Raw genomic sequence first — 19,634 nt, forward strand, 5'->3', positions numbered from 1 at the left:
CTATCCCCTCTACAGAGTTCCTGCTCTCATCCGGTAGTCGTGGTAAAATCAATTCCATTCTGTTAAGTTACTGTCATTCCCCCTTCAGCGTTATCACTAAGTTTTTCTAATCTTTTTCCAGTCGGGCACGAAAACGAATGGGACTCCCTTCTAATCCAGAATTCCCGAGCAATGCCTTATGGGCATCCGATGACCGGTTGCAGACAATTGTCGATTCCGCGATGGATGCAATCATAACCATGAACATTGATGGTTATGTACTGGACTGGAATCGGCGAGCCGAAGAAATATTTGGCTGGTCCAGAGATGAAGCCACTGGAAGTTCCGTCTCAGAATTAATCATCCCTCCTCAATACCTCAATCAGCATCAAGATGGACTTCGGCAGTTCAAAGCTACCGGGGAAGGACGGTTGATCAATAATAAAGTAGAGTTGACGGCACTCCGCAGGAACGGTCATGAGTTCCCGATCGAAATGATCATCACACAAATTGAATGGCAAGGGCAGGATATTTTCAATGCTTTTGTTCGAGACGTTTCTGACAGGAAAGAAGCCGAACAGCTGATTGCCCGTGAGAAACTTGAGGCCGCATTATTACAACAGGCGAGTTTTTCATCGTCTACCAGCGACGCGCTCGAAGATGCATTGCGAATCTGTGTAGCCAATCTGGGAGACATTTCAGGTTGGCCCGTTGGTCATGCTTACCTGCTGAACCAGGGAGGAAATCGTCTGGTCTCTTCGCGAATCTGGCATCTGGCGAATCGAGACCACTTTCTGGATTTACGCGATGAATCCGAGAAGCAGACATTCGTGCGTGGTGAAGATCTTCCCGGTTATGTCTGGAGTCGAGGCGAACCTGTCTGGGTCACGGACTTTGAAAATGAAGAGACCATTAATCAGAAAAGAGATTTTGCAGCCTTTGGTGTGAGATCTGCTTTTGCATTTCCAGTTAAACTTGATGGGAATGTGATTGCTGTGGTTGAATTCTTGAATACCAGGCTCATTTCTCCGGATCTGAATCTACTGGCGTTATCACGCGGGGTGAGTAATCTTATCAGGCATGTCATCGAACGGGTTCAATGGCAGGAAGAACGTACCAGACTGGCGGCCATTGTTGATTCTTCAGGGGATGCGATTATAGGAAAAGCACCCGATGGTACGATCACTTCCTGGAATAACGGAGCCGAAGTGATATACGGTTGGCTGGAAGAAGAAGTTATCGGAGAGACCGTATCGATTCTGCTGCCTCCGGGGATGGCCCGTGAAGAATCTGAAATATTGGAAGCGATGAAAACGGGACGCAGGCTGGATCAGTTTCAAACGAGGCGTATGCGAAAAGATGGAACCATCATCGATGTGGCCATTACTGTTTCTCCCATTCGCGGGATGGATCATCAGGTTGTTGGGTCATCAAGTATTGAAAGAGATATCACTGCCCGTCGACGTCGCGAAGAGGAACTCAGCAAAGCCAAGGACGAAGCCGAACAGGCTACTCGCACCCAAGGCGAATTTCTGGCTAATGTCAGCCACGAACTCCGCACCCCTATGAATGCGATTCTGGGGATGCTGGAATTGACATTACAGGAAGATCTGTCAGCGCTCAAACGGGATTATCTACAGACAGCAAAAGATTCGGCAGACTCCCTTCTTTTGCTGGTCAATGATATTCTTGATTTTTCCCGATTGGAAGCAGGGCGTTTTGAACTGGAACCGGTTCCATTCAACTTACGGGTCATGCTCGACGAAGCTGTGAAAACACTTTCGCTGCGCGCCTGTGAGAAAGGTCTGGAATTAATCTGCCGCATCGATAAAAGAGTGCCGATGCAGGTTCTGGGTGACCCGGTTCGCCTGCGTCAGATTCTGACAAATCTGGCCGGTAATGCGATTAAATTCACAGAGCAGGGGGAAGTGGTTGTTGATGTCAAAGTGATTGAGCCTTCTGTCGAACAAAACGGAGGCTCCGAGGAACAACGATCTGACAAGCCACTTCCCAGGCTTCAACCGGGAGAAATACCCCTGCTGGAATTCAGCGTTTCTGATACAGGGATTGGAATCGCTGCGGAAGATCAGAAACGCATCTTTGCTCCTTTTGCACAAGCGGATGCATCGACAACGCGGCACTATTCTGGCACGGGGCTGGGACTGGCGATATGCCACGAGCTGATTGGCTTAATGGAAGGGGAAATGCACCTGTCGAGTGAACCGGGAAAAGGGAGCCTCTTCTCATTTCGTGTCAGCCTGCCGGTAGTCGAACCAGAGGAATCTGACATGAATGGCGACGAATCGTCTGTGTCTGAATTACGAGATCTACCCGTGCTGGTCGTAGATGATAATCAGACGAATCGGGTGATTCTTGAAGAAATGCTGTCAAACTGGTCCATGTCTCCCACACCCGTTGACTCTGCGCAGGAAGCACTAAATCAACTCTCTGCAAGTAGCGATAAAGAAAAATCTTATCCACTGGTGATTGTGGATGCCCTCATGCCGGAAACAGATGGCTTCATGCTGCTGGAACAGGCGCGGGAAGAAGGGCTGCTCGATTCGGCGACGATTCTAATGCTGTCTTCCGCCGATCATCAGATTTTCAGCGAGCGATGCCAGGGGCTTGATATTTCTGCATTTCTGGAAAAACCTGTGTCACAATCTGATCTGCTGGATGCCATCATGACTGCCTTGAAAGGACCACAACTGGAACGTTCCAGTGTGTCCCAGATCAGAGAATCAAAACAGTCTTTAAGGGTCCTGGTGGCTGAAGATACTCCTGCGAACCAGAAAGTGATTACTGCAATTCTGAAGAAGCGGGGACATCAGTGTGTCATCGCCGATAATGGTCGTGAAGCGGTTGATTATCTGCGAAATGAGTCATTTGATGTCGTACTGATGGACGTGCAGATGCCTACGATGGATGGTCTGCAGGCAACTACTATAATCCGCGAGAACGAATATGGATCGGGTGAGCACACTCCCATTATTGCCATGACGGCATATGCAATGCGCGGGGATCGTGATAAATGTATTGCTGCTGGCATGGATAGCTATATCTCTAAACCCATCGATGCTCAAAAACTGATTCTGATACTGGAGCGACTGGCAATGCGTCATCAAAAGAACAACTTACCCGGGAATAGTCCTGCAGGTTCAAAACTCTCCCCTCAAGAATCAGCAAATGAAGCGTTACAGAAAACATCCGCATCGAATCATTCATCTGTAAATCACAGTCCAGTCATGGATATGCGAGCCGCGCTCAAACGAGTCGGTGATGATGTTAATATTCTCAACGATATGGTCGACTTCTTTTTTGAAGATGCCCCCGGTCTTCTGAAAGAAATCAATGCACAGTCCGTTGCCGGAGATGCGGAAGAACTGATGCGGGCAGCTCACAGTTTGAAAGGGCTCTGTGCCAACTTTAATGCTTATCCAGCTGTGGAAGCAGCTAAAAAAATTGAAGAGTATGGACGCGAGGGAAAGTTGAGGGAAGTACCTGCAGCGATTCCCGAACTTGAGTCGGAATTCACTCGACTTAATGAACAGCTCTGTGTTTGGAAGTCTGAGAATTCCTGATCTAAAGAGTCTGGTTGAATTTTTCGGGCCAGAAGTGTCTCGCCAGAGTCTTCCTGGACTGATGGCTCCGCATTCAAACTGGTCGCACTGCTGCCAGGATCGCATTGAATTTCCCGTTTTCTCTCCTGAATTTACGGCATATAACCCCTGTTTTTCAGGGTGTACAGATTGTGTTCACATGATTGAGGCTTTGGTATGGGATGTGCTTTCTATATTCCTGAGTCAATTTGAAATGTTTGATCCGGAAACGAATTCGGATCGTTTACAGAACTATTGAGAAATCAGTATCCGTTTCAAATGGCATTATAACAGATTGCATTAAGCAATTCAGAAAGGAAATAGACAATGTCAACTCAATACCCTCAACATGTTCAGCCACAGTCTTCTACTTTCATGGATGTGATCAGAATTATCCTGGCAATCATTTTGCCGCCAGTGGGAGTACTGATGCAGGTCGGACTGGGAATGCATTTCTGGTTGAACATCGTCTTAACGCTGTGTGGTTATATTCCCGGGCTGGTGCATGCCGTCTGGGTCATTGCGAAAAAATAATGGAATCGCATGAAGTTCAATCAACAATCAATCTCTGAACTGAAATAAGTCATGTATGCGATTATTTCACTGATAGTGATTATCGTCATATCGATTATTGTGGTCCGAGTGGCGACAGTGGCATTAACGCTGACAGGACTTTCTACTCCACTGGCACGATTCCAGGCACGGTCTGCTTTTACCAGCACCGGTTTTACATCCAGTGAGACAGAAAAGGTCATGCGACACCCTGTTCGTCGTCGGATCATTATGATGTTGATGATTCTCGGCAACGCGGGAATCGTAACTGCGATTTCTTCTCTCATCATCTCCTTTGTTGGTGCAGATTCCAGTTCTGGTCTCTGGTTACGTATTGTGCTTCTGGCCGGTGGTTTATCATTACTCTGGTCGCTCGTGTATAGTGAATGGATTGACCAGCACATCTCCCGCATCATTCAATCGGCTCTGCAACGTTGGACTGATCTTGAAATTCGAGATTATGCCGGACTCCTGCATTTGACGGGAGACTACATTGTAGTGGAGTTGAATGTAAATCCGGATGACTGGCTGGCAGAAAAAAAACTGACTGAGCTCAAGCTGGACACAGAAGGGATCCTGGTGCTGGGGATTGAAAAACCGGATAGCAGCTATGTCGGCGCTCCGCGGGGGGAGACGCGTCTGGAGATTGACGATCGCGTCCTGCTTTATGGAAAAGCCAGTGTGTTGAGAAATCTGGATGAGCGGCGGTCCGGTGCCGCCGGTAACTGGGAACACCATAAAGCAGTCGATGAACAGCAACGAAGTGAACAGGTCTCTCAGATTTAATCTGATTCTATTGGTCTGCATTCGATCATCTTCCACTGAATAAATTCCTCTTGACCTCGCCGAGCGGTTTACCAGGATAAGCGTCTAAGTGAGTCGCGCGCGTGGTCCAGTATTTGAGCAGGTAAACAGCACGAACCTGTAATGAGATCAGCACTATAAAAGTCTCTCATTACAGCACGATTTAAACCAAAGCCTGCTCAAACGCACTCTGTGGATCGACACACAACGCCCCGGTTTCGCCCCGGTTTCGCCCCGGTATGATCCGGTGTCACTCCAATATCGGTAGCATATCAGCAGGTATCGCCAGGTTTTGTAGTTCAGCTCCGCTTGACTCAATGGTGCACTTCGACAAAATCGCCACCACAAGTAGAGAGCAGGGCGGAATAAACATTCCAACCAGGTAACAGTCAGGCATAAAGTAAATCCATTCAACATCAATTTCATCCTTGTAAAAAATGTTCACTGCAGCAGAAGTCTGAAGAGTTCTTTCGTCAAGTCAGTCCGTTTTCCCGGAGAAAATATGGGGCACCTGTTTGCAATAACCATTCATCAGGCAGAGATTTCTGGAAGACAGATCCTACCAGATTTCACCCGTAGCCTTAGATGTGAAAATCCTGAAGTACTTCCGGCAGGCAAAGACAGATGACGCTTTTTTTCAGGAGCCGAAGTTGCAGATCATTTACTCTCGCGTCCTGCATATTATTGCGTCCGGGGTGCAATATCTTGCATGTGATTTCTCGCAGGATCGGATTGCTGATCCATAAATTGATTTGAGAACGGATACGAACAGAAAAATTTTCAATTCGAAAACCACTACATATCAAGGCATATAATTCATCCGGAGTCATCAATGTCGATAATTTAGATCAGCCGGTATGCTGATTGCATTAGGGAAAATTGTTTGTTCATTTTCGAAATCCAGATAGTCAGCAAGGCAAATCTTTCGCTCAGGCTGACGACTTAATGTGTCTGGCCTCGTTGCAATATTGAAAATCATTTTCACCCCTGCCTGGTGTAACATCACTCAGGCTCACGTTTACTTACAATGTTACCATCGGTATTCCCGTCTACATGTTGGTTGCACAGGTGGTCATGAAAACTATTCCAGTGGCATGACCCGGATCGCTCTGGCTGGAACGTCCTGATATCCAGCCAGAGCATGTTTTAAAACTTGTGATTACTCCTGATTTGGATGTAGTAGAAACCTGAGACAAGGAGATACTGATGGTTCCTTCACATATAAAATATAAATGTCAATGTATGAAAGAATCTTTGAATCATGGCAATATGGAATTCGTGGAACTGTTAAGGAGTGAATATCAGCAGAAACAGGTTTCAACAACAGATACGGATTCTGAAAATCAATCGGGGATACGAATTTCAAAAAGTTATCTTGAACAACTGGGGTACCCGGGAGAGGTTTCACCACAAACTCCCAAGGCTGCAGTGCTGACCTGCTCTGATGCACGCGTCTCTGTACTGGACCTGTTTCAGCAACAGCCGAACCAGATATTTGAAGTACAGTTAGCTGGAAATGTTGCTTCCACCGAGTGTCTGGGAAGTATTTCCTATGCAGTAGAACATCTTCCCTCTATTGAGGGGGTCGTTGTTCTGGGGCATACCGGCTGCGATGTCGTTACAACTGCCGTAGATCAGTATCTGAACCCCAGGCCGGATACAACTCCGGCTGACAACACAATTCGTTCCCTGATCAATTCCATCACACCTTCCGTTGAAATTTCAGCATCGGCTTTGTCCTCTAACCCGGACTTATTACAGGGGCGTTTTCTACGTGAATCACTGGACCGGACTCGATTGATCGATACTTCAATTTTTGTAAATACAGCCGCGATGGCCTGGAAAATACAGGAATTTGTAAAGCGATTATCACGACAGGTTCCAGTCTGCTACGGAATTTATGACCTCGCCTCCTGTCGTATATTGCATGTTGATCTGGAACATCGGGACGGTTCTTTATTGTTTGGTCTGGGGAATGCCCCTGGAGTGATTGATTTGAGTGATGTGGCAAAATGTCTGTCGCTCTATTTGAAAAAGATGAATACGTTTGATGCAGCCCGATTTGCAAGTAATGGTCTGAATCAGAAAACAGAGAAAGTGTGGGAGAGTCTTTCCGGTCGAAAAGAACCGGCTGTAGCTACTCACAAAAGCAGAACAGGTAGAGAGAATACCAGCAAACTTCACCAGTGAATGAGTGGGTTGAAAAGTGATGCCTCTCCATTGCATTCAGTTTGACAATCCAATCATTCATTTTAATGATACATCCCGGTGGAGCCTGTGCTCACAGGGATCAGTGATAGGACGTCAACAACAACAGAGTTGGCAATCGTGATTAAGATAACAGAAGCTCTTTTTGAGCAGGAAATGTAATCCAGTTTTCTTAAGCTGGGTATCAAATGATTTTCGTGAAGGATTCATTTTGTGATCAATTCACTTTTGGGTAATGGTCGTCTAAAAGCGAATCTGGTCACACAAATGAGGAGTCGTGTTCCGTCGTGCCGGTTTCCTGAGATTAATCAGTTGCGCATGACCTTTGCCCATGCGAATGGGAAGTTCAGTTTATTTCTCGACAGGAGTTAACGTAGTTTGCCAGTCACCTTCATGTGCTTACTTTGGCGGGTAGCTAGCATGATGGGTGACTGGCAACTACGTAATTTCTATCAAAGCTTCTGAGCTTCACGGCGGACACGTTTCTCTTTTCTCGACAACAGTCAATCGGGCCATCGCTCATTTTTTTCCCTGCATCTGCTATAAGCAGGGATCGTCTTGGACTCAGGTTACCTGCTTTATCCACTGGTAAGCAAATCTCAGAGCCAGCCACATCTCCCGAGTCTCTTCCATTCTGCCCTCCGTCTGAACGGCTTTGATGATACTTCCGTCAATCTGGAGGTAGGCCAGGCAGATCCCGACTTGAAACAGGGGACTTCAATCTCTGTCTATCAGGCTAATTGAAGGCAGCATACACTGCCACATAAAGTTTCGGGAAATGGAAAAAGCACTGATGAAGATCTGGACGTGTGACTGATTGTGCAGGTTGGTTTTGGGTTCTGTTTCAGCAGAGTTCGCAGTTGAAACCTGCTGCATGGTCATGCATCTGCCCTGAGTGACCGTTATTTCGATCAGCCGGGATTCTGATGGGGAACTTTACTCGAAGCATCGGTCAGCCTGAAAAAATAACCTTCAACCCGAAGTCAGGTTGAAGGTTTCAAATTTCATTCAAATGAACTCTGGCAGTATCTTGTGGAAGGGAACCTTTGAACGATTGTCACTTCCGTTCTATGTGATGCGCTCTAGAAATCAACCTGAGCACGTACCGCCAGGATATCGGCATTACTGTTATCAATCACGGGACCATTCACATTAGAGCTGCTGTTCAGGAAAGCATGAATGTAGTTAAACTGGAACTTGGTGAATTGATTCAGATACCAGTTCACTCCCAGCGTCAGGTCAGTCAATCGGCCCCCCTGAATATTCTTGTCGTTCAGGTCGATATAAGACCAGCGACCTGCCAGTTCCCAGGCACCGCAGCCACAATCTTTACCGACTGGGTCGAGGGGAACCACGCGGCCAAAAACCCCCCCCTTGCGATTATAGGCTCTGGATTCACCTGTCAGAAAGTATCCGAATTGAGCATAAGCACCAGAGAAGTTATTGGTAGGCCCATTCCGTTCTTTGACGACCGTATAGATGACTTCAGATTGGGCATAAAATGAACCGACGGCATATGCCAGTTCGGCATTAAACATACTGAAGTTCTGGGTAGGAATCAGCCCGGTATCTACAAAGGGGGGCACGGCTAAGGGGACACCGACGGGAACCTGAGCTGCTCCCCCTGTCTCCGAGACGAAAATTTCCGGCTGATTACGATATTGCACAAGATTGTTTGCCGGGTTAGCGAATGTGAATCCACCACCGATGTGCAGCAATCCATTCCCATCGCCATTATCAATCAACAGGTGAGTCAGGCGGGTGGCGAGACCAAAGCCGCCACTGTCACCAATATTGCCTCCGTAAGGGCCGGTGGGAAAACGAAAGCCGGACACGGCATATGTCGACTGTTCATCTTCTGTATTGCCAAAATACATGGCTCCGATTTGTCGGAAGGGGAGAAAGGCAAAAGGCAACGCCCGTTCCAGGAATGTCAGTTCCTTGACGCTGGTCAGACCATCCATGCCGAATGGTTGTCGATACTGGCCGACTCTCACGTTGTTGCCACCCAGCACGTCGCGAACTTCCAGCCAGACATCCATGAAACTGGGACGACCCGGAAAAGCAAAGTCCATTTCCAGCATGTAACCGACATTTTCCCAGGCATCACCTGTCGCAGCCAGTCGCGCACGACGAAAGTCGGCACCATTCTGGACGTCACCGACCGCCTGGATATTCGCGGCATCCTGGATAAACCCGACCGCATCTGTCTGGAAAAAACCTGTCAGACGTGCCGTGGGAAACTTATTACTGTCGCTGGAATCTCCAAACATGTACTCAGGTAAATCAGAGTCATATTCGTCTTCCCCCATTGATGCAGCGGGGGCAGGAGGGATTTGACTCGTGAATTGAGCTGGTTTTACCTGCTGCGATTTCAACTCATCTATTTGCTGCTGCAGGATCTGCAGTTGCGCTTGAATTCCTCTTTCATCCTGATCAATCTCCGGAAGCTGAGCTCCGGCACCGGACAACTGAAAAGTGAATAACCAGAGCAGGGTCATAACCACGAACGAACGATTTCTAAAAGTTCTCAACGGTTGGCGCACGTTTTGATACTTTGGATTCAGAACAGATCGTCGTTTTCCAAAAGTATGTTTCTGATGCATTAAATTTTTTCCCAATTCGATCATTTTCAGTTATTGTTCAGGCGACCATCTCTCCGTTTGAGATCGCAGAGAAAACCGGGTTGAGCACAAGCTATAAACAAGGATTTTTTATCAACGTGCCCGGCTTACTTACCTGATACTCGGTATCGGAATAACCGTTAAATCTCGTGATTATTTCAGTCGAAAATTCCAAATCGGAAGATTTTGATTAAAGGTTTGTGCAAACAACTGCACGGTACCTGCAAAATTCTGCAGGTAAATTATTCAGAGGGGAGCGTGATTTTTAAAATATTGAGAAATTACAGTTTGAGGTTATAATATTTTGTATGCAAAAGGTTTGCGTCAGATCGATTTCAGCCGTTAAGTGGTCCTCCAGGCAGTTTGAAGTGTACGCATAAAGCAACGATTGAATGTGAATGTAGGGAGGGCAGGGATTCGATAGATGTTTCATGTCTATGAGACGCGTGTCAGTCGCGGATTTCAACTGGCTATCGCTGGTCTGACGATACTGAGTCTGACTGGTTTGATTGTGACGCTTTGGATTCTGGCGGATTTCCAGCATGAACAGGAAATTGTGGCACGAATCATCCGAGATCTGCCTGACAGCGATCTGGCGGTCGCACGGGAGCTGGCCGGGGAATTACGATTTCAGTCACAGTTATCGATCCTGCTCGTATTAAATATCTGTGTGACTGCGGTTGCCCTGGCTTTGCTGGTTCGAGCCTATCTGAATAGTGAACGCTCTTTGCGCGAGGTCAAAGTTCTGGCAAGTGATGTTCTCGCGAGTATGGATCAGGGAGTCCTGACAACGGACCGGGAAGAAGTCATCACCAGCATCAATCCGCGCGGCATGGAGTTGCTCGGTCTGCATGGCAACGTAGTCGATCAGCCTTTGTCCGTAGTGGGGATTGAGCACACGCTGCTTTCAGTGATCTGCAGTCATGTCAATGCACATCATTCTCCCGTCAGAGACTGTGATTATACGATAACAACGCAGGGACATGAGCAGACTCTCAGAGCAGGCTGCAGTTTACTGAGGAACGAGCAACAGGAAGAACTGGGGACCGTCATCCATGTTCGCGATGTTACTGAGCGTGCTTTGATGGAACAGCGACTGCGAAGAATGGAACGTTATGCAGGTCTGGGGTCACTGGCCACGGGGCTGCAACACGAAATTAAAAATCCGCTGAGCGCGCTCTCACTGCATGTTCAGCTTCTGGATGAAGCGCTGGTGGGGCAGACCACCAGCCCGGAAGTCAATGAAATGCTGGGGGTGATCCATACAGAAATTATTCGGTTGACTGCCGTGCTGGAAGGATTTCGGGACTACGCCTCCATGTCTGAGCCAGGACGTTCGGACGTTGATTTGTCAGTCCTGATCAAAAAGCTGGCGCGGTTCATTCGACCACAGGCGGAACAGCAACAGGTGAAGGTGGAGGTGAATCTTGCAGAAGGACCTCTCCCCACGATCAAAGCAGACTCGGTTCACATGGACCAGGTACTCCTGAATCTGGCGTTAAATGCCATACAGGCAATGCCTGACGGAGGCACTCTTACGATTGGTTTACAACAGGAAGGGGAATGGCTGCGGATTAAGGTGACCGATACCGGGAAGGGGATTCCGGTGGAATATCGAGATCGAATCTTTGACCCTTACTTTACAACCCGTAATGACGGAACCGGCATGGGACTTGCACTATGTGAAAAGATTGTAAGACAACATGATGGTACCATTGATTTGAAGACTGGTGCTGGTGGAACAACTTTTTCAGTGATATTGCCAATAAACGAGAAACTATGAGCTCTGAGGGATTCGGAATACTGATCATTGATGATGAACCCAACATTCGTTCGGGGCTGGCAAAAGGTTTAGCTCGCGAAGCCGATGTCGTGGAGACGGCATCGAGCGCGGAAGAAGGGCTGGCCAAATTCCGCGAAGGGTTCTTTCAACTGGTCATTGCCGATGTTCGCTTACCGGGGGAGATGGACGGACTGGAACTGATTGATCAGACTTTGCGGATCCGACCACAAACAACGGCAATTGTCATCACTGCGCATGGAACCGTGGAAACAGCAGTCAAATCCATGCGACTGGGGGCCTTTGATTTTATCACAAAGCCTCTCGATCTGGATCTGATTCGGCACCAGGTACGCAAGGCGCGAGAGCATCATCGGTTACAGATTGAGAACCTGGAATTACGCAATCGACTCGTGAATGCCGGCGAGGTTTCCAATATCATTGGGAACTGCGCCGCGATGAACGATGTGTTTCAGCAGATTCGTCAGGTGGCAGCGACCGATGCGACGATTCTGATTCAAGGTGAAAGTGGCACGGGTAAGGAACTGATTGCCCGGGCCGTGCATGATTTAAGCAATCGTTGTAGTGGTCCTTTTATTGCCGTGAATCTCGGTGCGATGCCTGAAACACTGCTGGAGAGTGAGCTGTTCGGACATGAAAAAGGATCGTTCAGCGGTGCGACCCGACAGAAGCCGGGCTGCTTCGAGCAGGCCCAGGGAGGGTCGCTGTTTCTGGATGAAGTAACAGAAATGCCTGCCAAAAGTCAGGTCGATCTGCTTCGCGTCCTGGAAACGCAGCAGTTCATGCGGGTGGGGGGCGAAGAAGTCTTTACCAGTGATGCCCGTATTATTTCTGCCACCAACAAATCAGTAGAGCCATTGATTGAAGAAGGTTCGTTTCGTGAGGACCTGTTCTACCGCTTGAATGTCATTCCCATTCATATTCCGGCACTGCGCGAACGCAGAGATGATATTCCCCTGCTGATTGAACATTTTCTGACGCACTTCTGTCAGAGGCATAACCGCCCGTTGAAGCAGGTTTCCCCCGAGGCAATGCAGAAGTTTGTCACAGCACGCTGGCCTGGAAATGTTCGACAGCTTCGTAATGTCATCGAGCGACTGGTGGTAACATTACCGGGCGAAGTGATTCACGCGTCAGATCTGCCCGTTGAATTGAATCCCGAAGTATCGTCCACATCCGTTCCCGTTAAAACGCTGGTCGAAGTGACCGAAGAAGCAGAGAAGGCGGCAATCACGGCAGCATTGGCTTCCTGTGATTATCATCGCGAAAAGACAGCCAAACTGTTAGGTGTCAGTGTGCGGACGCTGCATTATAAAATGAGCCGTTACGGCTTGCATTAAACGGCTCAGCTCTGTTCTGATGATTTCACTTCGGGCCCGGTACGTGTTACATCTCTGACTCTCGAATTGATTCCATGGAGGCCTGTCTGACGGGGACCGAGATATCAACATACCAGTCTTGCTGATCAGCTGCATGATCAAGGCTGGCATTCGATACGAGATTCTGTTCCCGCTCCCGTTTCATCTGGGCCAGGGTCTCGCACAATTTGTCAACCTTCGATACCAGCACCGGATCATCTTGCCAGTTTAATTCACTCGTGGCTTCGATTAACTCCTGGGTGACCGGGTGATTTTCAAACACGGTGCGTTTAGGATTTAACGGTCTTCCCTCTGCATCCACATGGATCAGGTGGTTACAAAGCAGCAGAGAACCTGAAAAAAACGAAACGAGAATAATACACAAGACAGCTGGATTGAGCAGTAGAGAATTCAACCACGAAGTAACACGTTTAAACATGATGCCTCCTGCCGGTTTCGAATGAATTGTTTTTAAAACTGCCTGCTTTTTTTCTGATACTTTTAAATGGTTTTGATTTTCCCGAACCGGGACTTTTACATGAAATATAGACGCTTGGCCTGACTCGGAAAGAATCAGGCAGAGAGGGTTTCCTATGATCCTAGCGTTTTGAATTAGGATTGCTAATTAATTGTGAAAAGATTTTCACATTTGTTTAAGAAGACATTTCGTCTCAATTCAGCAGGAGGGGATTCCCTTGGCTGTAAAGATGTAAACTCTTTTCAGACAAGTGTTTTTGTCAGGAATTGCTGGGAAGAAGTAGATCTGCTCAGGCCAGAATTTCCTGTATGACCCGGGGATCATTGCCGACTCCGGTCAGGCGTTCTTTCAATCCATTGCGTTCAATAAACAGTTCTTCGTGGTTTAGACCCAGTAAATGCAGCATCGTCGTATGCCAGTCAGGTACGCTGACGCGGTTCTCGACGGCTGCAAAGCCCAGTTCATCGGTGGCACCCCAGACCAGCCCTTTTTTCACCCCGCCCCCCGCCATCCAGGTACACAAGGCGTTCTTGTTATGATCGCGACCAGATTTTCTGGCATCTTTATTCGCAGCCAGTTGGGCAATCGGCAGGCGTCCCATCTCGCCTCCCCACATGACCAGTGTGTCGTCCAGTAAGCCGCGCTGTTTCAGGTCTTGAAGCAAAGCGGCCACAGGCTGGTCAGTCCGCTGGCAAGCTTTCTTCAGGGTGGAGGCGATGGAGCTGTGCGTATCCCAGATCTGGCTGTTGATGAAGAGCTGGACGAACCGCACGCCGCGCTCAACCAGACGCCGTGCAATCAGACAGCGGCGACCATAAGATTCCGTCACAGACTGATCGATGCCATACCGTTTCTGAGTCTCCTCCGTTTCCTGCGAGAGATCGAGCGCATCGGAAGCAGCGATCTGCATGCGGGCGGCCAAAGCGTAAGAGGAAAGCCGCGCTTCCAGCTGATGATGGTGTGACCGTTTTCGCTGATGGATTCGATCCAGGCGGGTGATCAGATCGCGTTCCAGTTGTGTGACTGCAGCGGGTTGTTCGTAATCGGGTTTGAGATTTAAAACAGGAGAACCGGTGGCGCGAAATCGGGTTCCCTGATGTTGTGCCGGCAGAAAACCGGCTTGCCAGTTTTCAATCCCGTTCACAGGCAGTCCCAGCGGATCATCCAGCACAACATAAGCAGGCAGGTTCTGGTTCTCACTTCCCAGCCCATAGGAGACCCATGCGCCCAGGCTGGGGTGCCCCGTGAATTCGCTGCCCGATTGAATTTTATAGAGCGCCGGTTCATGGGTGAGATTGGTCGTGTACATCGACCGGATCATCGTGATTTCATCGACCTGCTTTGCCAGGTGTGGCATGATATCCGAGACCCACATCCCCGATTCACCATGCTGTGCAAATTGAAACGGGCTGCGCATGATGGCACCCGCCTGGGCAGGAAATTCGACTTCACCGGCGATTTTTTGAAAGTAATCTTGGCCATGATGTTTGTCCAGATAAGGCTTGGGATCAAACAGGTCCATCTGACTGGGACCGCCATTCATGAAGAGATGAATGACGGATTTGGCACGCGGCCGGTGATGGGGGCCGAACAGGGGAGTCTGGTGAGCCGGTTTCGGTTTTTCCTCGGCGTACAGATCCCGTTGCAGTAACCAGGTCAAAGCCGCTCCCTGCAGACCCGTGGAGACCTGCTGAAAAAAACTGCGTCGAGGAATTTCGCTTTGAACAGAGGTTTCCGGATTCATTCGACTCAACTTTCTGCTGCAGTAGGATTGATCAACAGACTCAATCAATCGATGTATTGAAATTCGGCCAGATTAAAGATCGCATGACAAAAGTTTGTCAGTGATTTTTGAGCTGCTTCCTCTGCAGTGGTTTTCGGGTTTGCTTTCAACCACTCCTGATTCAATGCGTTCATCGTCTCGATTCCAATGGTAATTTCTTCCTCAGATGCCTCGCGGCCAAATGCCAGCCGGTAGATCAGTTTCACCTGATCACTCGGACTGTTGCCAGCCTGATTGCGGAGGTTCACAGCGAATTCGGTCGCCAGTCGATGAATCATCTGATCGTTGAGTAAGTGTAGCGCCTGGGGGGCAACCAGGGATTCACCACGTCGAACGCAGTTTGGTCCCATCTGCGGATAATCAAAGTTTTCCAACAGCGTGGGAATCTGTGTTCGTCGCTGCAGCACATAGATGCTTCTGCGCCAGCCCTGATCGGAAGCTTTAGAGGTCACCAGTCCATCGCGACGTACATCAACCGGATCAGCCGGTCCAAACGGAGTTTCATCCAGCTGCCCCGACAGGTAGAGCAGCGTATCCCGCAGGACTTCCCCTTCCATCCGCTTCAAAGGCATCCGCGAGAGCAGACTGCCATCCGGATCCTTTCGCAACGCTTCATCCGACACTGCTGAAGTCTGCCGATAAGTTTCTGATGTCACCATCAACCGATGCAGGGCTTTCAGGCTCCAGTTCTGCAGGACAAATTCGGTTGCCAGCCAGTCGAGCAGTTCCGGATGAGAAGGGCGTTCTCCTGCCCGACCAAAGTTCTCGGGGGTCTTGACGATCCCTCTGCCAAAATGATGCATCCAGATGCGATTGACCATGACCCGCGCAGTCAACGGATGATCCGGCTGAGTCAGCCAGCGGGCAAACGCCAGTCGTCTGCCTCCCTTATTTTCCTGTTGAACGGGCCTGGAAATCACCTCTAACGGATTTTCTTTGCCGGAGAGGACAGCAGGCACACCCGGTTCGACAGGACGACCAGGTGTGAGGTAGTTGCCGCGCATGAGAATATAACTGGGGGAAGGGGTTCCCCGGGACCAGAGGGCACGAATCCGCGGTTGGGGCTGCCGTCGGGCTTCTAATGCTTTGATCTTCTGCTGCAGCTGATCGCATTTCTGTTTGTATTGCGGGTCGGCTGCTTCCAGTGATTTGGCCTGCTTCTCCATCTGCAGTTGCTGGGTCTGAGCTGTCAGTGCAGCGATTTCCTGCTTGAGGTCCTGAACTTTGGCAGACAGTTCCTGTTCGCGCTGCTGATATTTATCGCGCTCTTCCTTCGGTATAGAGGACAGCGTCCGCGGTCCCTGCGATTTGAGCCAGTCGTGTTCGTCATAGGCTTCTTTGAAGATCGCAGTCAGGCGATAATAATCGCGTTGCGGAATCGGATCAAACTTATGGGAATGGCAGCGGGCGCATTTGATGGTTAAGCCCAGCACAGCGGAGCCGAGGATGTCCATCTCATCAGCAATGACTTCCAGACGATCGGGGACAAAATTCGTGATGTCCGCAAACGTACGATCGGGCGCGGTTCGCAGAAAGCCTGTCGCGACCAGGCAGTCGTACACCTCCGGCGTGATTTTTCCCGACTGATAATCGACCAGTTCATCGCCGGCAATCTGCTCTGTCAGAAAACGGGAGTATGGCTTGTCTTCATTCAGAGACCGAATGACATAATCGCGATAGCGGTACATGTGAGGCCGCAGTTTGTCTTCATTCTGTGCGCCTTCCGAATCGGCATAGCCGGCGGCATCCAGCCAGTGCCTCGCCCAGCGTTCCCCATAGCGACGGGAGGCGAGTAGCTGGTCCACCAGTTTATCATAGGCCCGCGGATCGGTATCGTTGAGAAACTGTTCGATTTCCTCAGGCTGCGGCGGCAGGCCGGTCAGGTCGAAATAAAGTCGTCGAATTAAAGTTCGTTTGCTGGCGGCAGGAGACAGGCTCAACCCTTTTTGTTCCAGTCGCTGTAAAACAAAAGCGTCGATCGGATTCCGGACTCGATCCTGCCCTTTGACCACCGGTACCGTTGGCTGCTGCGGAGGTTGAAATGACCAGAAACCGCGGTCTGCTTCCGTTACGAGTTCTTCGTTCTCATTTTGCGATAATTCGACTTCAGGTAATTTCAACGCAATCCACTGCGAAAGAAGTTCCCGTTCATTGTCCTGCATCGGTTTAACACTGGCAGAGACCAGCCTGCGCGGGGGTGGCATTTCACCTGCATGAATCCGTTTGAGCAACAGGCTGTCTGACGCATTGCCCGGTATGACTGCGGGACCGGATTTGCCCCCTTTGAGAATAGATGCTTTCGTTCGCAGGTCCAGACCAGCTTCCTTGCGACGCCCCCCATGGCAGACAACACACCGTAAATGCAGCAGGGGAATAATATCATGCTGTGTGACAGCAGGTACTGTTTTAACCGCCGTGCGAAAGTGGGCACCCGCATTCAGCCAGTCTCGCAGCGATTGCAGTTCCTCTGTGCTCAGGTGATTTTTCTCATCGGGCGGCATCTCACCCGCGTCGATCATCTGAAACAACAGGCTGGCGTCCGCGTCTCCCGCCTGGATGATGCGGCCCGACTCGCTCCCTTTCAGAATGCTTTCGGGGGAACTCAGATCCAGACCTGCTTTTCTGGTTTTTGCATTATGGCAGCTGAGGCATTTCTGCTCGAAGACTTTTTGAATCCGGCTTTCATAAACCACCGGTGTTTGTGCAGCGGGATTTTCAGCAGCGGCAGAGAGTGAGGGAATCGCAGCGCAGAACAGGATCGCGATTAAAATCGTTCGCTGAATAAAAAGTGTGCGGCGTTCTCGGAATGATGCAAGGGGCTTCACAGGGGGGAGTCTCCATGATCGAATGAGCACTCTCGTTGTACACTATAGTCTGCCTCATTTCAGCGATAAATACAAGTCCCATAGCATCGCCAGAGACAGACATCCATAACAGATCGCACACAAAATCAGTGCCCCGCGCCGCCAGAGACGAGGTCGTAGTTCGTTGGGCAGCAGTGTTGAGTTGACGATCAGGATCTGCACCGCAGCGATTGCCAGTACCGGACCGGCGACGGCTCCGAGAATCTTGAACAGAGATAATGCATGGCCCCAGTTCACCGCCAGCAGTCCCCAGATCGTGGCAAGTGTCAGGAAGAAGTAATACAGCCTGCTGATGCTCATTCGACGACGTTCGCGTACCTGCGGGCTGGCCACCCAGACGATATCGGTCACCGTACGAATCAGAACGTCGGTATTGCTCAAGTGGGTCGACATCAGCACCCAGAACCCGTTCAACAGTGCCAGCCACCAGAATCCTGACCAGAGATGTTCTGCCATGTAACGGGCCTGGAAAGCGCCTGAAGCCATATGGTCCATCTCCGTATTCTCAGGGATGACAGCTGTCGCCAGATTGACATTCAAAAACATCCCGATCAGGCAGCCCATGCCCCAGAGCCAGATCTGATCTGCTGACACATACTTCCACCAGGATCGCCAGTTTTTGAGATTCTCCTCCGTAATGGGAAACACCTGCCCCGTTGCGGACAGCTGTACTTCGCTGTGACTGAACGCACTCGAGATCGAGCCAACCCTGCCGCCCATGCCGAAACCTTTATCGCGGTACCAGTTCGTGATCACCAGGTTACCGATGCCTCCCGAACCCGCAGTCGCAGCAAAAGCGGCCAGTAATAAGATGTCAATATCTGCGGGGAGGTTTCCAAACTGAAAGAAACCACTCAGCGTTTTCAGCCAGTGCTCAAGCGGAACGAAGAGTACATTCACGACGATCAGGAATGAAAAAATGAACGCGATCATGACCCAGGAAAAATATTCCAGCATGCGTTCAATCGTCTTGCCGGAAAGCAGAATTCCGACCGTTACCAGAATCACGACATAAGTTAAATAACTGAGGTACGTGGCATCGCCTTCACCGGCGAGATGACCGGCAAACGCAGCGAAGAGGACGGAAGCACAACCTGCCGCCAGAGCAGGGACCCCCAGTTGAGCGATCGCAGCGAAGATGTAGCCACTGGCCCAGAAACGGGAACCGGGCCGCAATCGCATGATGCCGACCAGAATCGGTTCGCCTGTGTAAAGTGTGTAACGAATCGCTTCCAGGTTGAACAGCAGCTGCAGCACAATCGCGACCGTAGCAATCCACAGAATCCCCAGACCGTATTTGACGGTGATCGTCGGGCCGACCAGCCATTCGCCTCCCCCGATGGAACCCGCCAGCAAAATCGCTCCGGGTCCAATCGTGCGAAATAAATTGCGAATCGTAAAAGGGGGCGGTGCAGGCAGATCACCGGTCGTCCACGGTGGCAGTTTTCCGCTGGTGGTTGGTTCTGACTCCTGATTTGAATTCGTGCTCATCACGTATTACTTTTCTCTACAGGCCTGACAAAGTTGTTGTTCTCGGACGGACTGACTGTTCGGAAAGGGTTCGATTGCGCATAATCAATAACG

12 protein-coding genes are annotated in these 19,634 nt (G+C 49.7%); 7 read left to right on the forward strand and 5 right to left on the reverse strand.

Features of this window, described 5'->3' with window-relative positions:
• The first annotated feature begins 137 nt into the window (after positions 1 to 137).
• The 5 genes from ACN0YN_RS24720 to ACN0YN_RS24740 all read left to right on the forward strand — a co-directional run bounded on the left by ACN0YN_RS24720 (position 138) and on the right by ACN0YN_RS24740 (position 7,886).
• Complete coding sequence (locus tag ACN0YN_RS24720; RefSeq protein WP_417387706.1) at positions 138 to 3,560, forward strand: PAS domain S-box protein; 3,423 nt, start codon at positions 138 to 140, stop codon at positions 3,558 to 3,560.
• 393 nt (positions 3,561 to 3,953) lie between these two features.
• Positions 3,954 to 4,112 carry a YqaE/Pmp3 family membrane protein gene (locus tag ACN0YN_RS24725; protein WP_366055319.1) on the forward strand — a complete coding sequence of 53 codons (159 nt, stop codon included), beginning with the start codon at positions 3,954 to 3,956 and terminating at the stop codon, positions 4,110 to 4,112.
• 51 nt (positions 4,113 to 4,163) lie between these two features.
• Positions 4,164 to 4,916 (forward strand): TrkA C-terminal domain-containing protein, encoded by a 753-nt coding sequence (locus ACN0YN_RS24730; RefSeq protein WP_417387707.1) that lies wholly within the window; start codon positions 4,164 to 4,166, stop codon positions 4,914 to 4,916.
• 1,260 nt (positions 4,917 to 6,176) lie between these two features.
• Complete coding sequence (locus ACN0YN_RS24735; RefSeq protein ID WP_417387708.1) at positions 6,177 to 7,124, forward strand: carbonic anhydrase; 948 nt, start codon at positions 6,177 to 6,179, stop codon at positions 7,122 to 7,124.
• A gap of 576 nt (positions 7,125 to 7,700) precedes the next feature.
• Positions 7,701 to 7,886, forward strand: coding sequence for a hypothetical protein (locus tag ACN0YN_RS24740; protein WP_417387709.1), 186 nt, complete (start codon positions 7,701 to 7,703; stop codon positions 7,884 to 7,886).
• 338 nt (positions 7,887 to 8,224) lie between these two features.
• Here the strand turns inward: ACN0YN_RS24740 and ACN0YN_RS24745 are convergent, their stop codons facing one another.
• Positions 8,225 to 9,643, reverse strand: a complete 1,419-nt coding sequence (locus tag ACN0YN_RS24745) for an OprO/OprP family phosphate-selective porin (protein WP_417387754.1) — start codon at positions 9,641 to 9,643, stop codon at positions 8,225 to 8,227.
• A gap of 547 nt (positions 9,644 to 10,190) precedes the next feature.
• On the opposite strand from ACN0YN_RS24745, the gene ACN0YN_RS24750 reads away from it, so the two are divergent.
• Both ACN0YN_RS24750 and ACN0YN_RS24755 read left to right on the forward strand, forming a co-directional pair.
• Positions 10,191 to 11,549: a two-component system sensor histidine kinase NtrB gene (locus tag ACN0YN_RS24750; protein WP_417387710.1), complete on the forward strand. Its 1,359-nt coding sequence runs from the start codon at positions 10,191 to 10,193 to the stop codon at positions 11,547 to 11,549.
• Positions 11,546 to 12,907 (forward strand): sigma-54-dependent transcriptional regulator, encoded by a 1,362-nt coding sequence (locus ACN0YN_RS24755; protein ID WP_417387711.1) that lies wholly within the window; start codon positions 11,546 to 11,548, stop codon positions 12,905 to 12,907. Before ACN0YN_RS24750 ends, ACN0YN_RS24755 begins: the two co-directional genes overlap by 4 nt.
• A 46-nt stretch (positions 12,908 to 12,953) precedes the next feature.
• On the opposite strand, the gene ACN0YN_RS24760 is transcribed toward ACN0YN_RS24755, so the two are convergent.
• From ACN0YN_RS24760 to ACN0YN_RS24775, 4 genes are all read right to left on the reverse strand, one after another.
• Positions 12,954 to 13,364, reverse strand: coding sequence for a hypothetical protein (locus ACN0YN_RS24760; protein ID WP_417387712.1), 411 nt, complete (start codon positions 13,362 to 13,364; stop codon positions 12,954 to 12,956).
• Between the two features lie 328 nt (positions 13,365 to 13,692).
• Positions 13,693 to 15,147 (reverse strand): DUF1501 domain-containing protein, encoded by a 1,455-nt coding sequence (locus ACN0YN_RS24765; protein WP_417387713.1) that lies wholly within the window; start codon positions 15,145 to 15,147, stop codon positions 13,693 to 13,695.
• A gap of 44 nt (positions 15,148 to 15,191) precedes the next feature.
• Positions 15,192 to 18,011, reverse strand: a complete 2,820-nt coding sequence (locus tag ACN0YN_RS24770; protein WP_417387714.1) for a DUF1553 domain-containing protein — start codon at positions 18,009 to 18,011, stop codon at positions 15,192 to 15,194.
• 54 nt (positions 18,012 to 18,065) lie between these two features.
• Positions 18,066 to 19,541, reverse strand: a complete 1,476-nt coding sequence (locus tag ACN0YN_RS24775; RefSeq protein WP_417387715.1) for an Nramp family divalent metal transporter — start codon at positions 19,539 to 19,541, stop codon at positions 18,066 to 18,068.
• Positions 19,542 to 19,634: the final 93 nt, after the last annotated feature.

The organism is Gimesia sp., assembly GCF_048260065.1.
Classification (GTDB): domain Bacteria; phylum Planctomycetota; class Planctomycetia; order Planctomycetales; family Planctomycetaceae; genus Gimesia.

Bases quoted from the DNA above. Each gene is read 5' to 3' on its own strand.
- ACN0YN_RS24725 (WP_366055319.1), top strand. From the start codon at position 3,954: ATGGATGTGATCAGAATTATCCTGGCAATCATTTTGCCGCCAGTGGGA.
- ACN0YN_RS24760 (WP_417387712.1), bottom strand. From the start codon at position 13,364: ATGTTTAAACGTGTTACTTCGTGGTTGAATTCTCTACTGCTCAATCCA.
- ACN0YN_RS24765 (WP_417387713.1), bottom strand. From the start codon at position 15,147: ATGAATCCGGAAACCTCTGTTCAAAGCGAAATTCCTCGACGCAGTTTT.
- ACN0YN_RS24720 (WP_417387706.1), top strand. From the start codon at position 138: ATGGGACTCCCTTCTAATCCAGAATTCCCGAGCAATGCCTTATGGGCA.
- ACN0YN_RS24735 (WP_417387708.1), top strand. From the start codon at position 6,177: ATGAAAGAATCTTTGAATCATGGCAATATGGAATTCGTGGAACTGTTA.
- ACN0YN_RS24745 (WP_417387754.1), bottom strand. From the start codon at position 9,643: ATGACCCTGCTCTGGTTATTCACTTTTCAGTTGTCCGGTGCCGGAGCT.
- ACN0YN_RS24775 (WP_417387715.1), bottom strand. From the start codon at position 19,541: ATGAGCACGAATTCAAATCAGGAGTCAGAACCAACCACCAGCGGAAAA.
- ACN0YN_RS24750 (WP_417387710.1), top strand. From the start codon at position 10,191: ATGTTTCATGTCTATGAGACGCGTGTCAGTCGCGGATTTCAACTGGCT.
- ACN0YN_RS24755 (WP_417387711.1), top strand. From the start codon at position 11,546: ATGAGCTCTGAGGGATTCGGAATACTGATCATTGATGATGAACCCAAC.
- ACN0YN_RS24730 (WP_417387707.1), top strand. From the start codon at position 4,164: ATGTATGCGATTATTTCACTGATAGTGATTATCGTCATATCGATTATT.